Consider the following 21686-nt stretch of genomic DNA (forward strand, 5'->3'; position numbering starts at 1 on the left):
TTCTTGTTAATGAGCGTTAACGCATTTCCCTCAGGTTAACGACCGCTAACCTCCCTGTCTAGAATTGCCCTCATGGTCACGAGAACCGACGCCCCGACCCGTCGCGAGCAGATCCTCAAGGAGGCCGCCCGGCTCTTCGCCGAGCGCGGCTTCCACGGTGTGGGCGTCGACGAGATAGGCGCGGCGGTCGGCATCAGCGGGCCCGGTCTCTACCGGCACTTCGCGGGCAAGGACGCGATGCTCGCGGAGCTGCTGGTGGGGATCAGCGGGCAGCTGCTGACGGGGGCGAAGCGGCGCCTGGCGGAGGCCGACGGGGTCCCCGCCGAGGAGGTCCTCGACTCCCTCATCGAGGGGCACATCGACTTCGCCCTCGACGACCGTCCACTGATCACCCTGCACGACCGGGAACTGGACCGCCTGCGCGACAGCGACCGCAAGCTCGTACGGCAGCTGCAGCGGCAGTACGTCGAGCTGTGGGTGGAGGTCCTGCGCGCGGTCTACCCGGCCCTGGCGGAGCCCGCGGCCCGCTCGGCGGTGCACTCGGTCTTCGGCCTCCTGAACTCCACCCCGCATCTGGGCCGACCGGGTTCCCTGCCGGGGCGGGGCGTGACGGCGGTCCTGCTGCACCGGATGGCGAGGGGGGCGTTCGCGGCGGCGGCCGAGTGACCGGCCCTCCCCGGCGTGACGAGCGTTACGCCCGTCCCCCCTCTCGCACCCTGGACCCATCCGCCTACCCACCGGTACGGTAATGCTCTGAGCAAGCGCTTAGACAGATGGACGTGCCTGGAGGTGGCGGCGTGCGCCGTACGTTGTTCAACGAGGATCACGAGGCGTTCCGGGAGACCCTCCGCGCCTTCATCGAGGCCGAGGTCGTACCCGTGTACGACGAGTGGTTCGCGGCCGGCCAGGCGCCCCGCGACTTCTACTACAAGCTCGCCGAGCTCGGCGTCTTCGGCATCCGCGTCGACGAGGAGTACGGCGGCGCCGGCATCGACTCCTACAAGTTCGAGGCCGTCCTCTACGAGGAGACCGCCCGCGCGGGCGTCGCCTTCGGCGGCTCCGGTGTGCACGTGCTGCTCGGCCTGCCCTACCTCAAGCTGCTGGCGACGGACGAGCAGAAGAAGCGGTACCTGCCGAAGTTCGTCTCCGGCGAGGAGATGTGGGCCATCGCGATGACCGAGCCGGGCACCGGCTCCGACCTCGCGGGCATGAAGACCACCGCCAAGCTCAGCGAGGACGGCACGCACTACGTCCTCAACGGCGCCAAGACCTTCATCACCGGTGGCGTGCACGCCGACCGCATGATCGTCTGCGCCCGCACCTCCGCGCCGACCAAGGAGGACCGCCGCCACGGCATCTCCCTGTTCGTCGTGGACACCAAGGCCGAGGGCTACTCGGTCGGCCGCAAGCTCGACAAGCTGGGCCTGAAGACCTCCGACACCGCCGAGCTGGCGTTCGTCGACGTCAAGGTCCCCGTCGAGGACCTCCTCGGCGAGGAGAACAAGGGCTTCTACTACCTCGGCCACAACCTCGCCTCCGAGCGTTGGGGCATCGCCTTCGGCGCCTACGCGCAGGCCAAGGCCGCCATACGCTTCGCCAAGCAGTACGTGCAGGAGCGGGTCGTCTTCGGCCAGCCCGTCGCCGCCTTCCAGAACACCAAGTTCGAGCTGGCCGCCTGCCAGGCCGAGGTGGACGCGGCCGAGGCCGTCGTCGACCGCGCCACGGAGGCCCTCGACGCCGGTGAGCTGACCCCGGCCGAGGCCGCCAGCGCCAAGCTGTTCGCCACCGAGGTCGCCCACCGCGTGATCGACCGCTGCCTCCAGCTGCACGGCGGCTACGGCTTCATGAACGAGTACCCGATCGCCCGCCTGTACGCGGACAACCGCGTCAACCGCATCTACGGTGGCACCAGCGAGATCATGAAGACGATCATCGCGAAGGACATGGGCCTGTAAGGTCCCCGCAATTACCGGCAAGTAGAAAAGGTGCCATGAACCAGGCACTGAACGATCTCCTCGATCTGCTCGACCTGGAGCAGATCGAGGAGAACATCTTCCGCGGCCAGGCCTCTTCCCGGGCCGGAGTCGTCCCACGGGTCTTCGGCGGACAGGTCGCGGCCCAGGCGCTGGTCGCCGCCGGGCGCACGGTCCCGGCGGACCGGCACGCCCACTCCCTGCACGCGTACTTCCTGCGGGCCGGCGACCCGGGCGCGCCCATCGTCTACAACGTCGAGCGCATCCGCGACGGCCGCTCCTTCACCACCCGGCGCGCGGTCGCCGTCCAGCACGGCCGCCCGATCTTCGCCCTCTCCGCGTCCTTCCAGCTGTACGAGGACGGCCTCGACCACCAGGCTCCGATGCCGCCCGCGCCCGACCCGGAGTCCCTCCCCACCTCGGCCGAGCGGCTGCGCGGCTACGACCATCTGCCGTCCGCCGTGGTCGAGAAGTTCCTGGAGGCCCGCGAGGCGATCGACCTGCGGTACGTCGACGAGCCGCCGTACGGGAAGTTCGGCGAGCCGCGCGAGCCGCACAGCCAGGTCTGGTTCCGCACCAACGGCAAGCTCGACGACGACCCTCCCCCAGACTCCGTCTGGGGGGACCCCCAGCTGCACGTCGTCCTCGCCGCCTATATCTCCGACATGACCCTGCTCGACTCGATTCTGCTCGCGCACGGCCGCGGCGGCTGGGCCGTCGGGGACGTGGTGGGCGCCTCGCTGGACCACGCGATGTGGTTCCACCGGCCGTTCCGCGCCGACGAGTGGCTGCTGTACGACCAGGAGTCGCCGTCCGCGCACGGCGGCCGCGGGCTCGGCCAGGCCCGTATCTACACCCAGGACGGTTCACTGGCCATTTCCGTGATCCAGGAGGGTGTGGTCCGCGTCCCCAGGTAAGACTGGGGCATGGCCCAAGCCCAGCAAGTCCAGCAGGCGGAACAAGCCCGGCCGAGCGGCGGCGAGAGCACGGGCACGGTGATCGTCGCCGCCCTCGCCAACCTCGGGATCGCGCTCGCCAAGGCGGTCGCCGGGGTCATCAGCGGCTCCAGCGCGATGCTCTCCGAGGCGGCGCACTCGGTCGCCGACACCGTCACCGAACTCCTCCTGCTCACCGCCCTCAAGCGCAGCGAGAAGCCCGCCGACGAGGAGCACCCGCTGGGCTACGGCCCCGAGCGGTACATCTGGGCCATGCTCGCCGCCGTCGCCACCTTCGTCGGCGGCGCGGTCTTCTCCCTCTACGACGGCATCCACACCCTGGCCGAGGGGGAGAAGCTCGGCGACCCGCTCGTCTCGTACATCGTGCTCGCCGTCGCCTTCGTGCTGGAGGGGTACTCGCTGCGGACGGGGCTGAGGCAGGCGCGCGGCGAGGCGGCCCGCTTCAAGGCGCCGTTCAAGCGCTACCTCCGCTACACCCCCGACACCGCCGTGAAGGCCGTGGTGCTGGAGGACTCGGCCGCGCTCGTCGGGCTGGTGCTCGCGGCCGGCGGCCTGCTCGGCGGGCAGCTCACCGGCTCCGGCGTCTGGGACGGCCTCGCCTCCCTCCTCATCGGCCTGCTCCTGCTGTACGTCGCCTGGGTGCTGGGCCGGTCCAACGCCGAGCTGCTCATCGGACGGCCGCTGCCGAAGCCGGTACGGGAGCGGATCCGCGCGGAGCTGCTGGAGTCCGAGCACATCGTGGCCGTACTGGAGCTGACCACGCTGGTGCAGGGACCGGACGAGGCGCTGGTCGCCGCCAAGGTGGACTTCCGGGACGTGTCCACGGCCGCCGAGATCGAGTGGGCGTGCGAGCGGGCCGAGCAGCGGCTGCGGGCCGCGTTCCCGGCGATCGGCCGGGTGTATCTGGACCCCACTCCGGGACCCACTCCGGGACCCACTCCGGGGCCTGCGACCTCGGAGGATCACGGTCGGTGATCTTCCGAAATGCCGTCCGGTTTATCCGATATTAAGCTCTATGAGTGAAATGCCGCACAGTGCATGTGCCGCATAGCGGACGTGCCGCGTAGCGGACGTATGTCCGGCAGAAAGGTATTTCCCATGCGAGTACAGCGCGCGAGGCGTCTCGCCGCGATGTCCGCCGCCGGCCTGCTGCTGGCCGGTGGTGCCGCGATCGGCGCCGCGGGTACCGCCTCGGCGGCCCCCGCCTCCACTCATCAGAACGTCGTCACCGGCGGCTTCGGCTGCAACAACTCCCGGTTCGGCGGATTCAACAACGGCTGCCGCTTCGGCAACTTCGGGTTCGTCCCCGTCGTACCCGTCGTCCCTGTCGTGGTCGTCCCCACTGTCGTCAGCGGCGGCTTCGGCGGCTTCGGCGGCTTCGGCGGGTTCGGGTTCGGCGGGATCAGCGGGTTCGGATTCTGAGCCGGACCGAACGTAGACAGACCGGAGACCTGAGGGTCTAGGGCCAGGCCACGATGTGCGGCTCCCGCTTCCGGGGGCCGCACATCGGTCTTCCGTCTTCCGTCTGTCAGGCCAGTCCCGCCTCGGCCAGCAGATACGCGGTCATCGGGTCGTAGTAGCGCGGGCTGAGCACATGGTCGTCGAGCGGTACGGCGACCTGGAGGGTGCCCTCCGACTCGGCGAGGAACAGCGCCGGGTCGTTGCAGTCGGCGTAGCCCACCGAGTCCAGGCCCGCCTGGGCCGCGTAGCCCGCCCAGCCGTGGTCGGCGACGACCAGGTCGGGCAGCGGCCGGCCCTCGCGCTCCAGGCCGCCCAGGATGGCCTTCATCGGCTCACCGGAGTGGGTGTGCCACAGGGTCGCCCCGTGCTCCAGCACCGCCACGTCGGCGAACTGCATGACATAGCCCTCGTCCGTCTGCAGCCCGTCCGGGATCACCACGATCTCGCAGCCGGCGGCGCGCAGTGCGGCCGCCGTCGCCCGGTGCACATCCAGCAGACCGCCCGGGTGACCGGTCGCGAACAGTACCCGCTGCCTGCCCTCGGCCGCCTTGCGCAGCCGCGCGGCCAGCCGGTCAAGGCCGTCCACGGTCAGCTCGGGGTCGATGGTGTCCTGGCCGTACCGGTACTCGGCGTCGTCGTTCACCCCGACCCGCTCGGCCATCACGGCCAGTACGTCCTGCTCGTCGGTCCAGCGGTCGCCGAGTTCCAGTCCCAGCCACCAGTTGCGCTCGCCGTTGGCCAGCTTGCGGTAGTGGAGCAGGTTGTTCTCGCGGGGCGTGGCGACATCGCCCGCGATACGGGTCTTCACAAGGTGCTCGACGAGCTCGGCGCGGCTCGGTGTCCCGGGTATCGGCATGGCTCCATTGTGAGGCAGGGCGCTGTGCGATTTCCCTGCGTATCGCCCGCTGGGACGTGGGTCACTCACGCCCGACTCACTCCTGGCGGAGGGCGAACCACAGCTCCATCCGTACGTCGGGGTCGTCGAGTTCGGCGTCGAGGAGCGCGGTGCAGCGGGCGATGCGCTGGCGCACGGTGTTGCGGTGCACGGACAGGGCGACCGCCGTACGGTCCCAACTGCCGTGCAGGGAGAGCCAGGTGCGCAGGGTCTCGGTGAGCGCGGGGTGCTCCGCGAGGGGGCCGAGGAGGGCGCGGGCGTGGGCCTCGGCCTCGGCCTCCGGGACCAGTTGGGCGAGGCCGGGGCGGGAGGCGTGGCGGACCAGGGGGGCGCGGGTCGCGAGGGCGCGGGCGAGGGCGCGGGCCGCGTGAGTGTCGGCGGCCGTGAGCTGTTGTGCGGGTACGGGGGTGCTGATGCCGAGGGTCCAGCCGGGCTGGGGTTCGGGTGCTCGGTCCGCAGGGAGCAGGATTCGGACGATTTCCCCTTCGGGGTCGATGAGAGTCGAGCCCAGCGAGGCGCCGAGCGCGGTGGCGGCCAGGAGATCGGGCGGGTGCGGGCCGGTGGGGGCTGGTCGCGCCCCGCGGCGAAGCCGCATATCGGCAGGGTCCCGCGCCCCCGGGTGGGGGCGGTCCCGTTGGTCGTATGGGCAGGCATGTACGACGAACCATCGGTCGTCCTTGCCCAGGAGCGGTGCCACCTCCTCTGGCGTGCCGCCCAGCAGGAGTCGTACCAGGGCGCTCGTGCGCGCCACGCCCGAGCCGCTCTGCTGCTCCCCGGTGAGGAGGGTGAGGAGGACGGCGGCGACGGAGGCGATGGTGTGGTCGCCGGGTTCGCGGGACGGGGTGGCGACGCCGAGGACGAAGCCGGTGCCGAGGGCGTAGGCGGCGAGGTGGGTGCCGGCGGTGGCGTGGGTGGCGGAGGTGGGGGTGCCGGGGCCGGACGGGCGGACGACGTCCGTGAGTTCGGCCAGTGAGCCGGGCACCGGCGCCGCCGGCTCGCGGCCCGCCGACGCGATCTTTGTGCCCTCGGGGCCGTACAGGGCCGTCCAGGCGCCGAGCCGGTTCGCCAGCTGGCGGAGGACCGCGGGGACCGGGTCCGGGCGGGACGCGGCGGACGCGAGGCTCTGCTGGGCCTCGGTGACCCGGCGCAGTTCGGCGAGGCGGGCCTGGGCCAGCAGCTGCCAGACGGCGCGGGCGACGGCGGTGAACGGGGTCTGCGGCGGGACCTCGATCAGCGGGAGGTCGTAGCGGTCGCAGGCGGCGACCAGGGCGCGCGGGACCGTGTCGTGGACGGGGGCGAGTCCGAAGCCGAGGGCGGCGCCGCCCGCCGCGACGATCCGGGAGACGTAGTCGTCGAAGTAGGTCCCTGAGCCGGCCGCCTCCGGGATGTGCACCCCGGCCGTCAGCAGCAGCTCGCCGCCCAGCAGGTACGGGTACGGGTCGGCCATCTCCGAGGTGTGGGCCGCGTGGATCACCAGGGAGGGGTCGGACGGGCCCGCGATCAGGCGCAGGGCCAGGTCCTCGCGGGCCAGGAGTGCCGTGAGGGGCACGGCGGGCGTGGGGGGAACGGTGGGATCCGGCATGGTGTGCGTTCCATCCCTGCGGTGGGTCTCGAATGGATGAAACGTACACTTCGCAGTCGCTTTCCGGCCACCTACTGTCGATGCACGTCGTCCGACTCCGTGCACGCGATTCGAGGGAGGTCCCATGGCCGTCGACTACACAGTGATCGTGCTCTATCTCGCCGGGATGCTGGCCATGGGCTGGTGGGGCATGCGCCGCGCCAGGTCCAAGAGCGAGTTCCTGGTGGCCGGGCGCCGGCTCGGGCCCGCCATGTACTCCGGCACCATGGCCGCGATCGTGCTGGGCGGCGCGTCCACCATCGGCGGGGTCGGGCTGGGGTACCAGTACGGGCTGTCCGGTGCCTGGATGGTCTTCACCATCGGCCTGGGCCTGCTCGCCCTGTCGGTCTTCTTCTCCGCCCGGATCGCCCGCCTCAAGGTGTACACGGTCTCCGAGATGCTCGACCTGCGCTACGGCGGCCGGGCCGGGGTCATCTCCGGCGTGGTCATGTGGGCGTACACGCTCATGCTCGCCGTCACCTCGACCATCGCGTACGCCACGATCTTCGACGTCCTCTTCGACATGAACCGGACCGTCGCGATCATCCTCGGCGGCTCGATCGTCGTCGCCTACTCGACGCTCGGCGGCATGTGGTCGATCACCCTGACGGACATGGTCCAGTTCGTGGTGAAGACCATCGGCGTGCTGCTCCTGCTGCTGCCCATCGCGGTGGTGAAGGCGGGCGGCTTCGGCGCGATGAAGGCGAAGCTGCCGACCTCGTACTTCGACCCGCTGGGCATCGGCGGCGAGACGATCTTCACGTACGTGCTCATCTACACGTTCGGCATGCTCATCGGGCAGGACATCTGGCAGCGGGTGTTCACGGCCCGCAGCGACACGACGGCGAAGTGGGGCGGCACGGTCGCGGGCACCTACTGTCTGGCGTACGCCCTCGCCGGTGCGGTGATCGGTACGGCCGCCAGGGTGCTGTACCCGAAGCTGGGCAGCCCGGACGACGCCTTCGCGACCATCGTCAAGGACGAACTCCCCGTCGGGGTGCGCGGGCTGGTGCTGGCCGCCGCGCTCGCCGCCGTGATGTCGACGTCCTCCGGCGCCCTGATCGCCTGCGCGACCGTCGCCAACAACGACATCTGGTCGCGGCTGCGCGGGAGGACGAGAACCGACGACCACGACGAGGTGCGGGGCAACCGCGTCTTCATCCTCGTCATGGGGATCGGGGTGATCGGCACGGCGATCGCGCTCAACGACGTCGTCGAGGCGCTGACGGTCGCCTACAACCTGCTCGTCGGCGGTCTCCTCGTCCCCATCCTCGGCGGACTGCTGTGGAAGCGCGGCACGGTCCAGGGCGCGCTCGCCGCCGTGACCGTCGGCGGTCTCGCGGTGATCGGCCTGATGGCGGGCTACGGCATCCTCGCCAACGAACCCGTCTACTACGGCCTGCTCTCCTCCCTCGTCGCGTATGTCGCCGTCTCCCTGGTGACGAAGCCGACCGACGCGGCCGTGCTGGCGAACTGGCGGGAGCGGCTCGCCGGCCGGGGCGCCTCCGAACTCGTGTCCGAACCGGTCCCGGCCCACCAGTAGAGTCGTAGCCAGAAGCAGTGCATAGCGGTACGTACGCGACGAAGCGTAGGAAGCAGGCAGCACCCCGATGAGCAGCAACGAGACACCCCGCGGACCCGTCGACTCCTCCCGGGTCCCGCGGTACGCCGGCCCCGCGACCTTCGCCCGGCTGCCCCGCCTCGACGAGGTCGGCACCGCCGATGTCGCCGTCGTGGGCGTGCCGTTCGACTCGGGTGTCTCGTACCGGCCGGGCGCCCGCTTCGGCGGCAACGCCATCCGCGAGGCGTCCCGGCTGCTGCGCCCGTACAACCCGGCGCAGGACGCGTCCCCGTTCGCGCTGGCGCAGGTGGCGGACGGGGGCGACATCGCGGTCAACCCCTTCGACATCAACGAGGCGGTCGAGACCGTCGAGGCGGCCGCGGACGATCTCCTCGGCACCGGCGCCCGGCTGATGACGCTGGGCGGCGACCACACCATCGCGCTCCCGCTGCTGCGAAGCGTCGCCAAGAAGCACGGCCCGGTCGCGCTGCTCCACTTCGACGCCCATCTCGACACCTGGGACACCTACTTCGGCGCCGAGTACACCCACGGCACCCCGTTCCGGCGGGCGGTCGAGGAGGGCATCCTGGACACCTCCGCCCTCTCCCACGTCGGCACCCGCGGTCCGCTGTACGGCAAGCAGGACCTGACCGACGACGAGAAGATGGGCTTCGGCATCGTCACCTCGGCGGACATCTACCGCCGGGGCGCCGACGAGGTCGCCGACCAGCTGCGTCAGCGCATCGGCGACCGCCCGCTCTACATCTCGATCGACATCGACTGCCTGGACCCGGCGCACGCCCCCGGCACCGGGACGCCCGAAGCGGGTGGTATGACGTCCAGGGAACTCCTGGAGATCCTGCGCGGGCTGGCCGCGTGCAACCTCGTCTCGGCGGACGTCGTCGAGGTGGCCCCCGCGTACGACCACGCCGAGATCACCTCGGTGGCGGCCTCGCACACGGCGTACGAACTGACCACGATCATGACCCGACAGATTGCCGAGGCGCGCGCGAAGTGACCCACGACCACGACCTGGTGCTCCGCCCGACCGAGGCGCAGACGGCCGCAGCCCTGAACCCGCCCGCCGGCCGCAACGGCGGGGACCTGGTCGTGGAGACCCTCGCCGGGCTCGGCGCGACGACGGTCTTCGGCCTGCCCGGCCAGCACGCCCTCGGCATGTTCGACGCCCTGCGCCGCTCGTCGCTGCGCTATGTCGGCCTGCGGGTGGAGAACAACGCGGGCTTCGCGGCGGACGCGTACGGCCGGGTGACCGGCGAGGCGGCCCCGCTGCTCCTGTCGACCGGCCCCGGCGCGCTGACCTCGCTGGCCGCGCTGCACGAGGCGGCCGCCGCGTCCGCGCCGGTGCTGGCGATCAGCAGCCAGATCCCCACCGCGGGCCTCGGCGGCGGCCGGCACGGCTATCTGCACGAACTCCCGGACCAGTCGGCCTCCTTCCGGGGCGTGGTGAAGTCGGTCCACACCGTCCGCACCCCGTCCCAGATCCCGTCCGCGATCGCGGCGGCCTGGAAGTCCGCGCTGACGGCCCCGCACGGCCCGGTGTGGGTGGAGATCCCGCAGGACGTGCTGCTCGCGGAGACGACGCTCCCGGTCGTGACCGCGGTGGACGCCACCCCGGACGAGCTGTCCCCGCGCCCCGAACTGACCGCGGTGGCGGCCGATCTGCTCTCCCGCGCCGCCCGCCCGGCGATCATCGCGGGCGGCGGAGTGGTCCGGGCGGACGCCTCCGGCAAGCTGCTCCAGCTGGCCGAGAAGCTGAACGCCCCGGTCGTCACCACCTTCGGCGGCAAGGGCGCGTTCCCCTGGAACCACCCGCTGTCCCTCCAGTCCTGGCTGGAGGACCGGCACACCACGGACTTCCTGGAGGACGCGGACGTCCTGCTCGTGGTCGGCTCGGGTCTCGGTGAACTCTCCTCGAACTACCACACGTTCGCCCCGCGCGGCCGGGTCGTCCAGATCGAGGCGGACCTCGGCAAGCTGGAGTCCAACCACCCCGCGCTGGGCATCCACGCGGACGCCCGCCTCGCGCTCCAGGCGTTGCTGGAGACGGTGGCGGACCGGCCCGACGCGTCCGCGCCGACGCGGGTCCGCGAGGTCCTGGCCAAGGTCTCCGCACGCATCGCCGCACAGGAACTCACCCTGGAACAGGACGTGCTGGCATCGGTGCGGCGCGCCCTGCCCGCCGGGTCCCCGTCCTGCTGGGACATGACGATCCTGGCGTACTGGGCATGGTCCGCGTTCGACGCCCACGCCCCGAACCTCATGCACTCCGCCCAGGGCGCCGGCGGTCTCGGCTACGGCTTCCCGGCGGCCCTCGGCGCGGCCGCCGCCGACCCGACCCGCCCGGTGCTGGCGGTGTCGGGCGACGGCGGAGCCCTCTACTCCATCGCGGAACTGGCCACGGCGACCCAGTACGACCTGCCGGTCACCTGGCTGATCATCGACGACGGCGGCTACGGCATCCTGCGCGAGTACATGACGGACACCTTCGGCGAGGCCACGGCGACCGAACTGCCCCGCCCCGACTACGTGGCCCTGGCGGAGTCCTTCGGCGTCCCGGGGGTGCGGACGACCCCGGAGACCCTGGAGACGGACCTCGCGAAGGCCCTCGCCACCCCCGGCCCCTCGGTGGTCGTACTCCCGGCCCTGCTGCGGATGTTCGCGCCCACGCACCTGGGCTAGGCGGACGTCAGCAGGCCCCCGCCCCCACCCCGTCGATCCGCCCCCCGAAGTCGCCGCGGTACTGGGAGCGCCAGTCGCCGTTGAAGAGAGGCCGCGCTTCTCCTGCGGGCTCCAGTTGAGGAAGCAGGCGCGGGTGGAGGCGACGAAGGAGCCGACGTTGTCGTGGAGGTTCGGCGGCATGTCGCGGTACCCGCTGCGCGCGGTCCACTCCCAGTAGTCGCCGCCGAAGCCCTCTGGGGCTTCACGGGACTCTCCGGAAACGGGAGGTGGACAGGCCCCGGCGGGACTGCCGGGGCCTGTCCATGCTCGGGCGTGATCACCTGGACACGCCCGAGTCCAAGATCGACTTCGCCTGTGTGAGGGAAGTAGCAGGACCGGGCCCAAGGGGCCTACCAGATCGCGTCGACCCACTCCGGGTGGTCGATGAACGGGTTCCGGTTGTGCTGGTAGGTGCTGTAGATGACGTCGTTGCGGTTCTCCTCGAAGGAGTCCGGCGGGTCCTCGTCGTTCCACTGCTTGAGGATCGAGAGCTTGCCGATGTACGGGGTGGAGCCGTTGTTGACCTTGTCGTCCGGCTCCAGGTCGGCGAAGCCGTCGTCGCCCTCGTAGCGCACGGCCATGTAGAGGATCATGCGGGCCACGTCGCCCTTGACGGCGTCGCGCGGCTCGAAGGAGTCAGAGTCGACCTTGCTGCCGCCGCTGTTGGTGAAGGTGGAGCCGCCCTCGTCGAAGTCGAGGTTGCCGCGCTTGCCGTTGACCGCCACGTCCTCGGGACGGATGTGGTGCAGGTCCGTGCCGGGGCCGGTGGAGGTGGTGAGGTCGCCGTGCGAGATCGCCCAGACGTGCTCACGGTTCCAGTCGCCGCTGTCCCCGCCGTTGAGGGACTTGCTGCGGGAGATGCCCGAGTACAGCAGGATCACGTTGCTGCTGTTGTTCGGGTCCTGGTCGGTCTTCTTCAGGGCGTCCCAGAGCGCCGAGTACGACAGTTTGGTGACGTTCGCGCTGATGATCGTGTGCAGGGACGACTTGAGGCTCGTCCCCGTCTTGCCGATCGCGTTCTTGTAGTACGTCGAGTCGTACGCGGTGGTCGTGGCGGCGGCCGGGGTCGCCGTCAGGGCCGGGGCGGTCAGGCCCACCAGGACGGCGGCGGTGGCCAGGGCCACCGACTTCCAGCGCCGTATACGTGTCGCCGGCATAAAGACTTTCCCATCTACGCGGGTTGACGAGGCGGCAAGAGGAGGGTGACATGGACATGAGGACGTGCAGGTAAACGGGATGTAAAAAGAGACCCCCGACCGTGTGGTCGGGGGTCTCGGCTGTGCCGGTGTGTCAGCTGACGTCCGACGGGTCCAGCCGGTAGAGCGTCGAGGTGCTGCTCTGGGAGGACGAAGACGAGGACGACTTCGAACTCGACGTGGCGCTCTTGCCGTACGCGCTCTCCTTGACCGCGGTGCCGTGCTTCTGCACCCAGGTGTTCACGGCGGAGCTGACGGAGTTGCCGCCGCCCATGCCGCCGCCCATCCCGCTGCCGCCGATCTGGATGTAGTGCAGCTTGCCCGCCTTCACCAGTTCCTTGAGCTTGGCGACGGTCATCGCGTTGTCGGACCCGGTGAAGCCCCACATGGAGATCACGGGCTCCCGCGTGCTCAGCTCGATCTGCGCCGCGGACTGCGAGTTGGAGACGGCCAGCAGCCAGGTGGCGCCGTCCTTGTGCTTCTTCAGGTAGGCGATCAGGTCGCTGTCGACGCCGCCGCCCATGCCGCCGCCCATACCGCCACCGCCGCCGAAGCCGCCGCGCGTGGTGCCGGTGCCGGTGCCCGAGCCGGGCATCTCACCCGTGCCGCCGGGCAGTTCACCGGTGCCGGTGCCGCCGCTCGGCAGTTCGCCGGTGCCACCGCCGGGCGTCGTCCGACCGTTGCCGGTGCCGCCGGGAGCCTGGCCGCCCATGCCGCCGCTCGGGGCCTCGCCGTTCATGCCGCCCGGGAAGCCGCCGCCCGTCTCGCCGCCGGCCTGGCTGTTCTGGCCGCCGCCCTGCTGGGTGCCGCCCGGCATCTCGCCGCCGCCCGGGAAGCCGCCGCCACCCCGGTTGCCGCCGCCCATGCCGCCACCGCCGCCGAAACCGCTCCCCGTGGACGGGCCCGCGGTCGGGTTCGTACCACCGCGCATCCCGCCGCCGCTGTCACTGCCGAACGGCACCGACGCCGCGTACGCCGTCGGACCCGCGAGCGCCGCGATCACGGCCGCCGCCAGGGAGGCCGTCAGCAGCCGGGCCCTGTTGCCGGACCGGAAGAGGATCATGCCCACGATGCCGGCCACGGTCAGCACGCCGATCGTCGGCCACAGCCAGGTGTTCCAGCCGGAGGCCCGGCGCAGCAGGACGATCGCCCAGATGCCGGTGACGCCGAAGGCGGCCGGGAGGACCCAGATCCACCGCTTGTCGGTGCGGAACGCCTGGAGCAGCATCGCGCCACCGCCGCCGCAGAGCACCGCGATGCCGGGGGCGAGCGCGGTCGTGTAGTAGGGGTGCATGGTGCCCTGCGCGGTCGCGAAGATCACGTAGTGCAGCAGGGTCCAGCCGCCCCAGAGGACCAGCGCCATGCGCTTCAGGTCGGTGCGCGGGGCGCGGCCGCACAGCACCAGGCCGCCGATCAGGGCGATCACGGAGAAGGGGAGCAGCCAGGAGATCTGGCCGCCGAGGATGTCGTTGAACATCCGGCCGAGGCCCGAGGAGCCGGAGAAGCCGCCGCCTCCGCCTCCGCCGCCCCCGCCGTTGCCCTCGCCGCCGAAGACGCGGCCGAGACCGTCGTAGCCCATGATCAGGTCCCAGGCGGAGCCGTCCGTGGAGCCGCCGATGTACGGGCGGTCGGCGGCCGGGACCAGGGAGACGGCGATCGCCCACCAGAAGCTGGAGACGGCCAGGACGACCGCGGCGAGCGCCAGGTTGACGGCCCGCTTCGCCCAGGAGGCCTTCGACGCGTACAGGTAGAGCGCGAAGACGGCGGGGAGCGCGATCCAGCCCGCGAGCAGCTTGGTGTTGAAGGCGAGACCGAAGCAGGCCGCCGAGCCGAGCAGCGGCAGCAGCTTCTCGTCACGGGTGGCCCGGAACGCGAGCGCCGCGCCCGACACCATCAGGAAGACGAGGAGGGTGTCGGGGTTGTTGTCGCGGTTGATGGCGACGGTGATCGGGGTCAGCGCCAGCACCAGCGCGGCGACGGTCGCCGCGCCGTGGCCCCACACCCGCTTCACGGTGGAGTGCAGGATGTAGATCGTGGCGAGCGCCAGGGCGATCATCGGCGCCATCATCTGCCACGTGCCGAAGCCGAAGATCCGGCTCGACAGACCCATGACCATGGTCGCGAGCGGCGGCTTGTCGACGGTCAGGAAGTTGCCCGGGTCGAGCGAGCCGAAGAACCAGGCCTTCCAGCTCTCCGTACCGGCCCAGACGGCGCCGCTGTAGAAGGTGTTCATGTCGGAACCGGAGAGGTTCCAGGAGTAGAGCACCGCCGCCAGGATCAGGATCGCGATCAACGCGGGGAGCGACCAGCGCGGTGCCTTGTCCGGCAGGGGATCCGCAGGGGTCGCCGTGGGCGGGGCCCAGTCGGGGGACACGGGCGTGTGCGTGTGGGGGGTGGGGTCGGTGGCAGATGTCACCAGCCCAACGTGCAGCGGGGCCATGAGGGAACGCTGTGCTGACCCTGGGAGCAGCCTGTGGGTGGGTGAGATGTGGGTAAGAAGCGCCCGGGCCGCTCACCCCTCGGTAATCAAGTGGTAAAACGTTGGCCAAAGCCGTAGGCTCCCGGTGCTCGACCAGACCGGTCGAACAGCGACTTCCGGGGGGAATGTCCATGCGCGCGACCACGCGCCTCGCCCTGCTCAGCACCAGCGCCGCACTCGTCGCCACCGCGACCTGTGCCACCGCCGCCCAGGCGACGGACGGCGGAGCGGGCAACATCACGATCGACAAGGTCGTCGTCAACGGCGGCAAGCCCGTCGTGGTCGGCACCACCAGGGTGGTGTCCGCCAAGGTCTCCGTGACCGCGTCCGACGACTCGGGCATCGCCGAGACCACGTACATCTACGCCGTCGGCCCGAAGCCGAACTACGCGCAGATCTGGTACGACGACGGCGACATCACCTGCGTCAAGGCGAGCGCCACCACCTCGACCTGCACCGGCACGCTGACCTTCGACCCGCAGGCGACGACGGGCTTCGTCAACAACGCCGCGGCGGCCACCTGGAACCTCTCCACCCTGGTCTCCGCCAACGACTTCGACTACATCCACCGGGACGCGGCCACCACGTTCAAGGTGCAGCGCCAGTCGTCGCTGACGGTCAACGCCGCGCCGGAGCCGGTGAAGAAGGGCAAGACCCTCACGGTCACCGGCAAGCTCTCCCGGGCCAGCTGGGACGACAACAAGTCCCACGGTTACGCCGGCCAGTCGGTGAAGCTGCAGTTCCGCAAGAAGGGCAGCACCACCTACACCACGGTGAAGACCGTCAGGACCAGCTCGACGGGCACCCTGAAGACGACCGTCACCGCCGCCCGCGACGGCTGGTTCCGCTACAGCTTCGGCGGTACGGCGACGACCGCGCCGTCCACCGCGACCGGCGACTACGTGGACGTCCGCTAGCCGCGCGGCGAGTGCGTCGCACCGGGGGTCGCTCCTGCCCAGGGCGGGAGCGGCCCCCGGTGGTGTGCCGACGGGTCAGCGCACGCGGACCGACAGCCGGTAGAAGCGGGTCGTCTGGGCGGCGTTCTGGTTGTCGTCGCTGACCAGGAGGACCTTGTAGCAGCCCTTGTCGTGGCCGGTGACGACCATGCCCTCGATGTTGTCGAGGAGCGGGTTGGGCTGCGGCTGCTTGGCCGTGGCGCCCAGCGACGGGCAGCTCGCCATGTCCGTCAGCAGCGTCTTCTTGACCAGGCGGACGCCCGCCTGTCCCGTCAGGTTCTCGATGCCGCTGGTGTCCGTGGCGTGCCGCGGGTCGGCGAGGAAGAGGCGGACGGTGTTGCCGACGCCGGAGGTGAAACCGCGCTCCAGGACGAGCAGACGGCCGTCGGGCAGTGCCTGCACCTCGGGGACGCCGAGGATCGGGTCGTCGGTGCGGTAGGCGTACTGGGCCGACAGCCTGAAGTGGTTGTCCTTCGTGCGCTGCCAGGTCTGGAAGCGCACGATCCCGGCGGTGTCCCCGGAGAGGGCGTACTCCATGGAGGCCAGCAGGGTGTGACCGCCGTTCAGCAGGGTCAGGCCCTCGAAGGTCTGGTTGGAGGTGGCCCACCCGGCGGGGGAGACCAGCAGCGAGGACGGCACGGGCAGCCGGTCCAGGATCCTGCCGTCCGCCGAGTAGCGGCGGATCGACGGCTCGGTCTCGGAGGTGATGAGCCGGGTCCCGTCCCGGTCCACGACCAGGCCCTCGGAGTCCAGCGCGGCGCCCTTCTCGTCGGCGAGCCCGACGACCGACTTCGGCGCGAGCGTCCTCGCGTCCAGGTCGAAGAGGTAGGACCGGTCGGCGAGGGCGGCCAGGGAGCCGTCCCTGTCCACGGCGAGCGCGGACAGGTTGCCGACGAAGTAGCCGCCGAAGGTCGTCTTGTCGAGGGCGTCGGAGAAGCCGTCGAGGGAGACGGACGTCGAACAGGCGTGGTTCGTCGTGGCGTTGGCGGGCCCGGCGGCGGACAGACAGGTGGCCGCCGCCAGGCCGGCGGTGACGGTGGCGAGTACGGTTCGCAGGCGCATGGCCGTCACCGTAGGGCGCCGCGGTGACGGCGTGGAGACCGCCCCGTGAAGGGCAGGGTCGATTTCCGGCCGTCGCCTCAGGAGGCCGCGAGGTCCTTGTGGATGACCTTCGAGACGGCCTGGATGGTGTTGATCCCGTACTGCATCGTGCTGTTGTCGTGGGTCAGCACGGTCATCTGGTAGTCGTGGCCGCCGCCCTTGAAGGTGCCGAGGCTGTGCACCCGCCAGCCGTGCGTGGAGCGCTGCAGCCAGCCGTTCTTGACGTGCACGGAGACCCCGGACGGGACGCCGTACGGGGTGCCCCAGCGCTGGGACGAGACGACCTGCCCCATCAGCTTCAGGATGTACGCCCGGGAGTTGTCGCTGAGCACCGTGTTCTTGGCGGTGACGAGCGCCAGCAGCTTCTGCTCGTCGCGCACGTCGATCTGGGTCAGGCCCCAGTAGCCGTTCGTACCGGGAGTCGTCTGCGTCATCCCGGCGGCGCTCAGGAAGCCCTTGATCTTCGTCAGGCCCTGCTGCTTCCACAGCTTGGTGGTCGCGTCGTTGTCCGACTTGGTGATCATGGCCTTGGCGAGCGTCTGCTCGGTGGTGGTCAGGTAGCGGTTGTGCTTCTTCGCGTCCCACAACAGCGTGGCCAGGACCGTCACCTTGACGGTGCTGGCCGAGTCGTAGTGCGTGGTGGAGCGGAGCGTGCAGGTCGTCTTCGTCGAGCGGTCGTACAGGCCGACGGCGATGGTCCCCTTGCGGTTCGCGATGGCCGTGGTGATGTCCCTCTTCAGCTTCGTGGCGAGCGCCGCCTTCGTCGACGTGCAGCTGACGGTGGGCGCGGCGGCCGAGGCGGGCGCGGCGACGGCCACACCGGCTATGAGAAACCCGGTGCCGAGCGCGGTGGCGACCAGCCCTCTCCTTCGTCTGTGAGTCATACCCCCGTTGACACACGGATTCGCACGAATGGTTGTACGAGCGGTCAGGGCTTTAGGGAACCGTCACCTGCGCCGACCGTCTTCGCCGGGCGAGGATGGGGCCCATGAGAATCCCGAGTGCGCTATCCGCTGCCACGGTTGTGCTGTTCGCCGCCGGGTGCAGCGGCCCCGGCCACGCCACACCCGACCGCGCGGCCTCCTCGCCCGCCCCGGTGACGAGGACGCCGGCCTCCGTCGCCGGAACGTCGGCCTCCGTCGCCGAGGCGCCTGCGTTCCCCGATGGCGAGGTCGTCGCCCAGGCGGCGAACGCCACCGGGGGCCGGGAGATGGAGATCAAGGGTGGCGTCGGCAGCGGCATCCTGTCCGTCCAGGTGCTCTGCGAGGGCAAGGGCGAGCTGACCGTCGCCGTCGACCCGGTCGGCGTGAACTTCCCGTTCGCCTGCACCGCAGGCGAGGTCAACAGCATCGACAACGAGTTCAACATGAAGCGCCCCCACACGCCGGGCACGGTGCGGGTGACTGCGTCGGCGGGCGTGCGGTGGGCGATCACCGTCGGGCACCAGGACGGGTCCGGTCGGTCGAGTTCCTAGTTGTGAGCGCACGGGTTCACCGGGTTCGGCCTTGCTCTAGGATCCGTCGGCTATGGGGGGATCTCTTCGCGGCCGGTGGAGCCTGGCTCGTGCCGCTGTCGTGGCGTCGTCCGTGCTGGCCGTGATCGCGGTACTGGGCTTGGTGCTCCTGGTTCTTCCGGGGCTGATGGTCAAGCACGACCTCGGAGGCGGCCACCTCGCGGCAGCGGACCGGTTGAACGCGGTGAACAACGTGCGCACCACGCTTCTGCAGGCGCTCGGCGGTGCGGTCGTCCTGTTCGGCGCCTATGCCACCTGGCGGCAGGTGCGCGTCAGCCAGGACGGGCTGAACGCGACCCGGGAGGGGAACATCACCGACCGCTTCAGCCGGGCCGTGGACCAGCTCGGCAGTGACAAGCTGGACGTGCGGATCGGGGGCATCCACGCACTGTGGCGCCTCGCGGACCATTCCGACCGCGACCACGAGGCGATCGTCTCCCTCATGGCGGCGTATCTGCGCACCCACGTGCCCTGGCCGCCGCAGGAAGCCTCCGGTCCGGCGGCGGACGTGTCCGTCAACTCGGTGCTTCCGTTGGAGACCCGCGCCGCGGATGCTCAGACGGCGCTGACCTGCCTCGGGGTCCTGTACCAGGATCGCCGTCCGGAGTGGCTCAACGTCAGCCTGACCGACCTGCGCCGAGCCGACTGTGACGGACTGTGGCTGCACGGGGTCAACTTCGACGGCGCATGCCTGGAAGCGGCGAGCGTCTACCAGGTCAACCTGAGCGGGGCGTCACTGATCGCCGCCAACCTGCGGCATGCCGAACTCGGCACCTCGATTCTCCGTCAGGTCCGCTGCCTGCAGGCCGATCTGCGTGGCGCGCGCCTGGTCAAGGCCGACTTGAGATCGGCGGACTTCTCCCGTGCGGACCTGCGGGAGGCGAATCTGCGCAAGTCCTGTGCCCAGGACGCCGTGTTCGCCGGTGCGGATCTGCGGCTGGCCGACCTCCGGGGTTGCGACCTCGGTAACGCCGACCTGCGAGGGGCGAGACTGGAAGGCGCCATGGCGAGCGACCTCACGATCTGGCCGACCGGCTTCGACGCTCGAACAGCCGGCGTCGTCGTTGCCGCGGACCCCGGCGCCGAACCGGACAGTCCGCTGCCGGCCGCCGCGCTCACGAGGCAAGTCCCGCCGCTGCAAACCGACCTGGCGTAGGGAGCTCAGGGAGCACGCAACGCCCTCGCCTCCGGCGTGGAGAGGTACCCCGTGCGCGTGATGCGGTGACCCATGGGGCGACTCCGTTCTGCAGCGATCTGCTCACGGATTGGGGCGGGCGTGGCCCTGACCCAGGGCTACGGCGAAGGAGGACGGGCACCATGACTGACCGGATACAGCAGCCCCAATGCCGACAACTGCCTCGAAGTCCTCGACCACCACCCCGCCGGCATCCCGCCGCATGGCTCGCGTTCGTCGCGGCCGTGAACACCACTGTCTAGAGATCGAGGACGACCTCGCCGGCCGGTGTGGCGCAGCAGACCAGGGCCGTGCCGGGCTCGGGGAGTTCGAGGGGTGGGGTGGTGTAGGTGACGTCGCCTGTCACCAGCGGGGTGACGCAGGTGTGGCAGACGCCGGTGCGGCAGGACCAGCGGGTGGGGATGGAGCAGGCTTCGGCGAGTTCGAGAAGCGAGGCGCGGGCTGGTGACCACGGGGTGGCGAGGCCGCTGCGGGTGAAGGTGACGAGGGGACCGGTGCCCTGGGGACCGGGTGGCTGGTGCGGGCGTACCGGGGCGGTGGCGGTGACGCCGGGATTGACCGCGGCGAGGGCGCCGAACCGCTCCGTGTGGATCCGCTCGGGGTGCAGGCCGTGGTCGCGAAGGTGACCGCTGAGGTCGTCCATGAAGGCGGTCGGCCCGCAGAGGTAGGCGTCGGCGTCGGCGGGGATGCCCAGAGCGGTGAGGGAGGCGGCGGTGGGGCGGCCCCGGGTGACCCGGGCGTCGCCGGGAGGCGGGGGCTGTGAGGTGTAGTAGATGTGCTCGTGTGCGTGGGGGAGCCGGGCCAGGAGGGCGTGTGCCTCGGTCGCGAAGGCGTGGTGGGCGCGGTCGTGGGCGGTGTGGATCCACCACAGGGGACGCGGATCCCGGATGGCGGCGAGCCGGTGGAGCATCGCGAGCACGGGAGTGACGCCGATGCCCGCCGAGGCGAGGACGACCGGACCGGTGCCCTCGTCGAGCACGAACGTGCCGCGCGGGCCGGCGACGTCCACCAGGTCCCCGGCGCGCAGCCGGGCGTGGATGTAGCCGCTGACTTTCCCCTGGGGCTCGTGCTTGACGCTGATCCGGTAGGTGCCCTCCTCGGAGCCGGCGGCCGAGGACAGGGAGTAGCTGCGTATCTCGCGGGCCGCGCCGCCTACGGCGAGGCGCAGGGAGAGGTACTGGCCGGGGCGGCCCTCGGGAAGGGGCGTGCCGTCGGTGGGGCCGAGGTGGACCGAGGAGACGTCGAGGGTCTCGGGGACGATACGGGCGACACGCATCGGCCTGAAGCCCGGCGGCCCCGGCTCGGGACCGGGCTGCCTGGCGGCGGCGAGTTCGCGGAAGGACTGCTGCCAGCCGGGGCTGAGGGCGGGGATGCGCAGGGCGGTGCGCAGCTTCGCGGGGTCGCGGCCGGGCAGGTAGAGCAGCGCGTCGGCGTCGGCGACGCTGAGTTCTCCCGGGCCCCTGCTGACGAGGGTGATGCCGTCACCGGCCTGGACCCGCCCCTCGGTGATCACCCGCAGGTAGAAGCCGGGACGGTGGTGGGCGACCAGGAGGGAGGCCATGGCGGGCTCGCCCAGGCGCATGCCGACCCGGTAGCAGGTGACCCGGGGCTGGGTCACCTCGAACTCGGCTTCGCCCACGCGGTACCGGTCGCCGATGCACACCTCGTCGTCGGGCAGGCCGTCGACGGTGAAGTTCTCCCCGAACATCCCGAAGGCCAGATCGTCGCGACCGAGTCGCTGCCGCCAGTACTCGTAGGACTGCAGCTGGTAGACGAGCACGGCCCGGATCTCGCCGCCGTGCCCGGCCAGGTCGCCCTGGCCGTCTCCCTCGACGTTCAGCCGCCGCACCATACGGCGGCCGGGCACGGGCGACTTCCACGCGCCGGTGCGGACGGTCCTGCCCTGCCAGGAGACGTCCACGGGCATTCCCACGTTGACGGACAGCAGCTTCGCCATGCGGACCTCCTGCGGTGCCCGTCTCCGATGCTTCCGCACAAAACGCCCGGCGCAAGTCGGACGACCCCCGGCCGTGTCCCTGC

General features: G+C 70.9%; 18 protein-coding genes. 11 read left to right on the forward strand and 7 right to left on the reverse strand.

Annotated elements, in window-relative coordinates:
- Positions 1-72 precede the first annotated feature (72 nt).
- From ACFZDK_RS30305 to ACFZDK_RS30325, 5 genes are all read left to right on the forward strand, one after another.
- Complete coding sequence (locus ACFZDK_RS30305) at positions 73-666, forward strand: TetR family transcriptional regulator (protein ID WP_390977098.1); 594 nt, start codon at positions 73-75, stop codon at positions 664-666.
- A 131-nt stretch (positions 667-797) separates the two neighbouring features.
- Positions 798-1955: an acyl-CoA dehydrogenase family protein gene (locus tag ACFZDK_RS30310; RefSeq protein WP_355710556.1), complete on the forward strand. Its 1158-nt coding sequence runs from the start codon at positions 798-800 to the stop codon at positions 1953-1955.
- 35 nt (positions 1956-1990) lie between these two features.
- On the forward strand, positions 1991-2890 hold the full coding sequence (locus tag ACFZDK_RS30315; RefSeq protein WP_390977099.1) for an acyl-CoA thioesterase domain-containing protein: 900 nt from the start codon (positions 1991-1993) through the stop codon (positions 2888-2890).
- A 9-nt stretch (positions 2891-2899) separates the two neighbouring features.
- Entirely contained in the window at positions 2900-3904 is a 1005-nt protein-coding gene (locus ACFZDK_RS30320) for a cation diffusion facilitator family transporter (RefSeq protein WP_390977100.1), read from the forward strand.
- Positions 3905-4027: 123 nt separating this feature from the next.
- The gene (locus tag ACFZDK_RS30325; RefSeq protein ID WP_390977101.1) at positions 4028-4351 is read left to right on the forward strand and encodes a hypothetical protein; all 324 of its coding nucleotides are present in this window, start codon (positions 4028-4030) and stop codon (positions 4349-4351) included.
- A 106-nt stretch (positions 4352-4457) separates the two neighbouring features.
- On the opposite strand, the gene ACFZDK_RS30330 is transcribed toward ACFZDK_RS30325, so the two are convergent.
- Both ACFZDK_RS30330 and ACFZDK_RS30335 read right to left on the reverse strand, forming a co-directional pair.
- The gene (locus tag ACFZDK_RS30330; RefSeq protein WP_390977102.1) at positions 4458-5246 is read right to left on the reverse strand and encodes a phosphatase; all 789 of its coding nucleotides are present in this window, start codon (positions 5244-5246) and stop codon (positions 4458-4460) included.
- 76 nt (positions 5247-5322) lie between these two features.
- Positions 5323-6867, reverse strand: coding sequence for a PucR family transcriptional regulator ligand-binding domain-containing protein (locus tag ACFZDK_RS30335; RefSeq protein ID WP_390977103.1), 1545 nt, complete (start codon positions 6865-6867; stop codon positions 5323-5325).
- Positions 6868-6991: 124 nt separating this feature from the next.
- Between ACFZDK_RS30335 and ACFZDK_RS30340 the strand changes: the two genes are divergently transcribed.
- The 3 genes from ACFZDK_RS30340 (at position 6992) to ACFZDK_RS30350 (ending at position 11167) form a co-directional block, all read left to right on the forward strand.
- On the forward strand, positions 6992-8449 hold the full coding sequence (locus ACFZDK_RS30340) for a sodium:solute symporter (protein ID WP_390977104.1): 1458 nt from the start codon (positions 6992-6994) through the stop codon (positions 8447-8449).
- Positions 8450-8516: 67 nt separating this feature from the next.
- Entirely contained in the window at positions 8517-9485 is a 969-nt protein-coding gene (speB, locus tag ACFZDK_RS30345) for an agmatinase (RefSeq protein WP_390977105.1), read from the forward strand.
- Positions 9482-11167 (forward strand): thiamine pyrophosphate-dependent enzyme, encoded by a 1686-nt coding sequence (locus ACFZDK_RS30350; RefSeq protein WP_390977106.1) that lies wholly within the window; start codon positions 9482-9484, stop codon positions 11165-11167. The genes speB and ACFZDK_RS30350 overlap by 4 nt, the downstream gene beginning before the upstream one ends.
- A gap of 389 nt (positions 11168-11556) precedes the next feature.
- Here ACFZDK_RS30350 and ACFZDK_RS30355 read toward each other — a convergent pair whose 3' ends face one another.
- Positions 11557-12363 (reverse strand): endonuclease, encoded by an 807-nt coding sequence (locus ACFZDK_RS30355; protein ID WP_390977107.1) that lies wholly within the window; start codon positions 12361-12363, stop codon positions 11557-11559.
- A gap of 133 nt (positions 12364-12496) precedes the next feature.
- Positions 12497-14818 carry a glycosyltransferase family 39 protein gene (locus tag ACFZDK_RS30360; protein ID WP_390977108.1) on the reverse strand — a complete coding sequence of 774 codons (2322 nt, stop codon included), beginning with the start codon at positions 14816-14818 and terminating at the stop codon, positions 12497-12499.
- Between the two features lie 194 nt (positions 14819-15012).
- On the opposite strand from ACFZDK_RS30360, the gene ACFZDK_RS30365 reads away from it, so the two are divergent.
- Positions 15013-15798, forward strand: coding sequence for a calcium-binding protein (locus ACFZDK_RS30365; protein ID WP_390977109.1), 786 nt, complete (start codon positions 15013-15015; stop codon positions 15796-15798).
- 75 nt (positions 15799-15873) lie between these two features.
- Here ACFZDK_RS30365 and ACFZDK_RS30370 read toward each other — a convergent pair whose 3' ends face one another.
- Positions 15874-16899, reverse strand: a complete 1026-nt coding sequence (locus ACFZDK_RS30370; protein WP_390977110.1) for an esterase-like activity of phytase family protein — start codon at positions 16897-16899, stop codon at positions 15874-15876.
- A gap of 77 nt (positions 16900-16976) precedes the next feature.
- Positions 16977-17822 (reverse strand): serine hydrolase, encoded by an 846-nt coding sequence (locus ACFZDK_RS30375; RefSeq protein ID WP_390977111.1) that lies wholly within the window; start codon positions 17820-17822, stop codon positions 16977-16979.
- Positions 17823-17926: 104 nt separating this feature from the next.
- Between ACFZDK_RS30375 and ACFZDK_RS30380 the strand changes: the two genes are divergently transcribed.
- Both ACFZDK_RS30380 and ACFZDK_RS30385 read left to right on the forward strand, forming a co-directional pair.
- Positions 17927-18412, forward strand: a complete 486-nt coding sequence (locus ACFZDK_RS30380) for a hypothetical protein (protein WP_390977112.1) — start codon at positions 17927-17929, stop codon at positions 18410-18412.
- Between the two features lie 52 nt (positions 18413-18464).
- Entirely contained in the window at positions 18465-19607 is a 1143-nt protein-coding gene (locus tag ACFZDK_RS30385) for a pentapeptide repeat-containing protein (protein ID WP_390977113.1), read from the forward strand.
- A gap of 277 nt (positions 19608-19884) precedes the next feature.
- On the opposite strand, the gene ACFZDK_RS30390 is transcribed toward ACFZDK_RS30385, so the two are convergent.
- Positions 19885-21603, reverse strand: coding sequence for an MOSC domain-containing protein (locus ACFZDK_RS30390; protein ID WP_390977114.1), 1719 nt, complete (start codon positions 21601-21603; stop codon positions 19885-19887).
- Between the last annotated feature and the right edge of the window lie 83 nt (positions 21604-21686).

Origin of the sequence: Streptomyces sp. NPDC007901 (assembly GCF_042959465.1) — a bacterium.
In the GTDB taxonomy this organism is placed as follows: domain Bacteria; phylum Actinomycetota; class Actinomycetes; order Streptomycetales; family Streptomycetaceae; genus Streptomyces.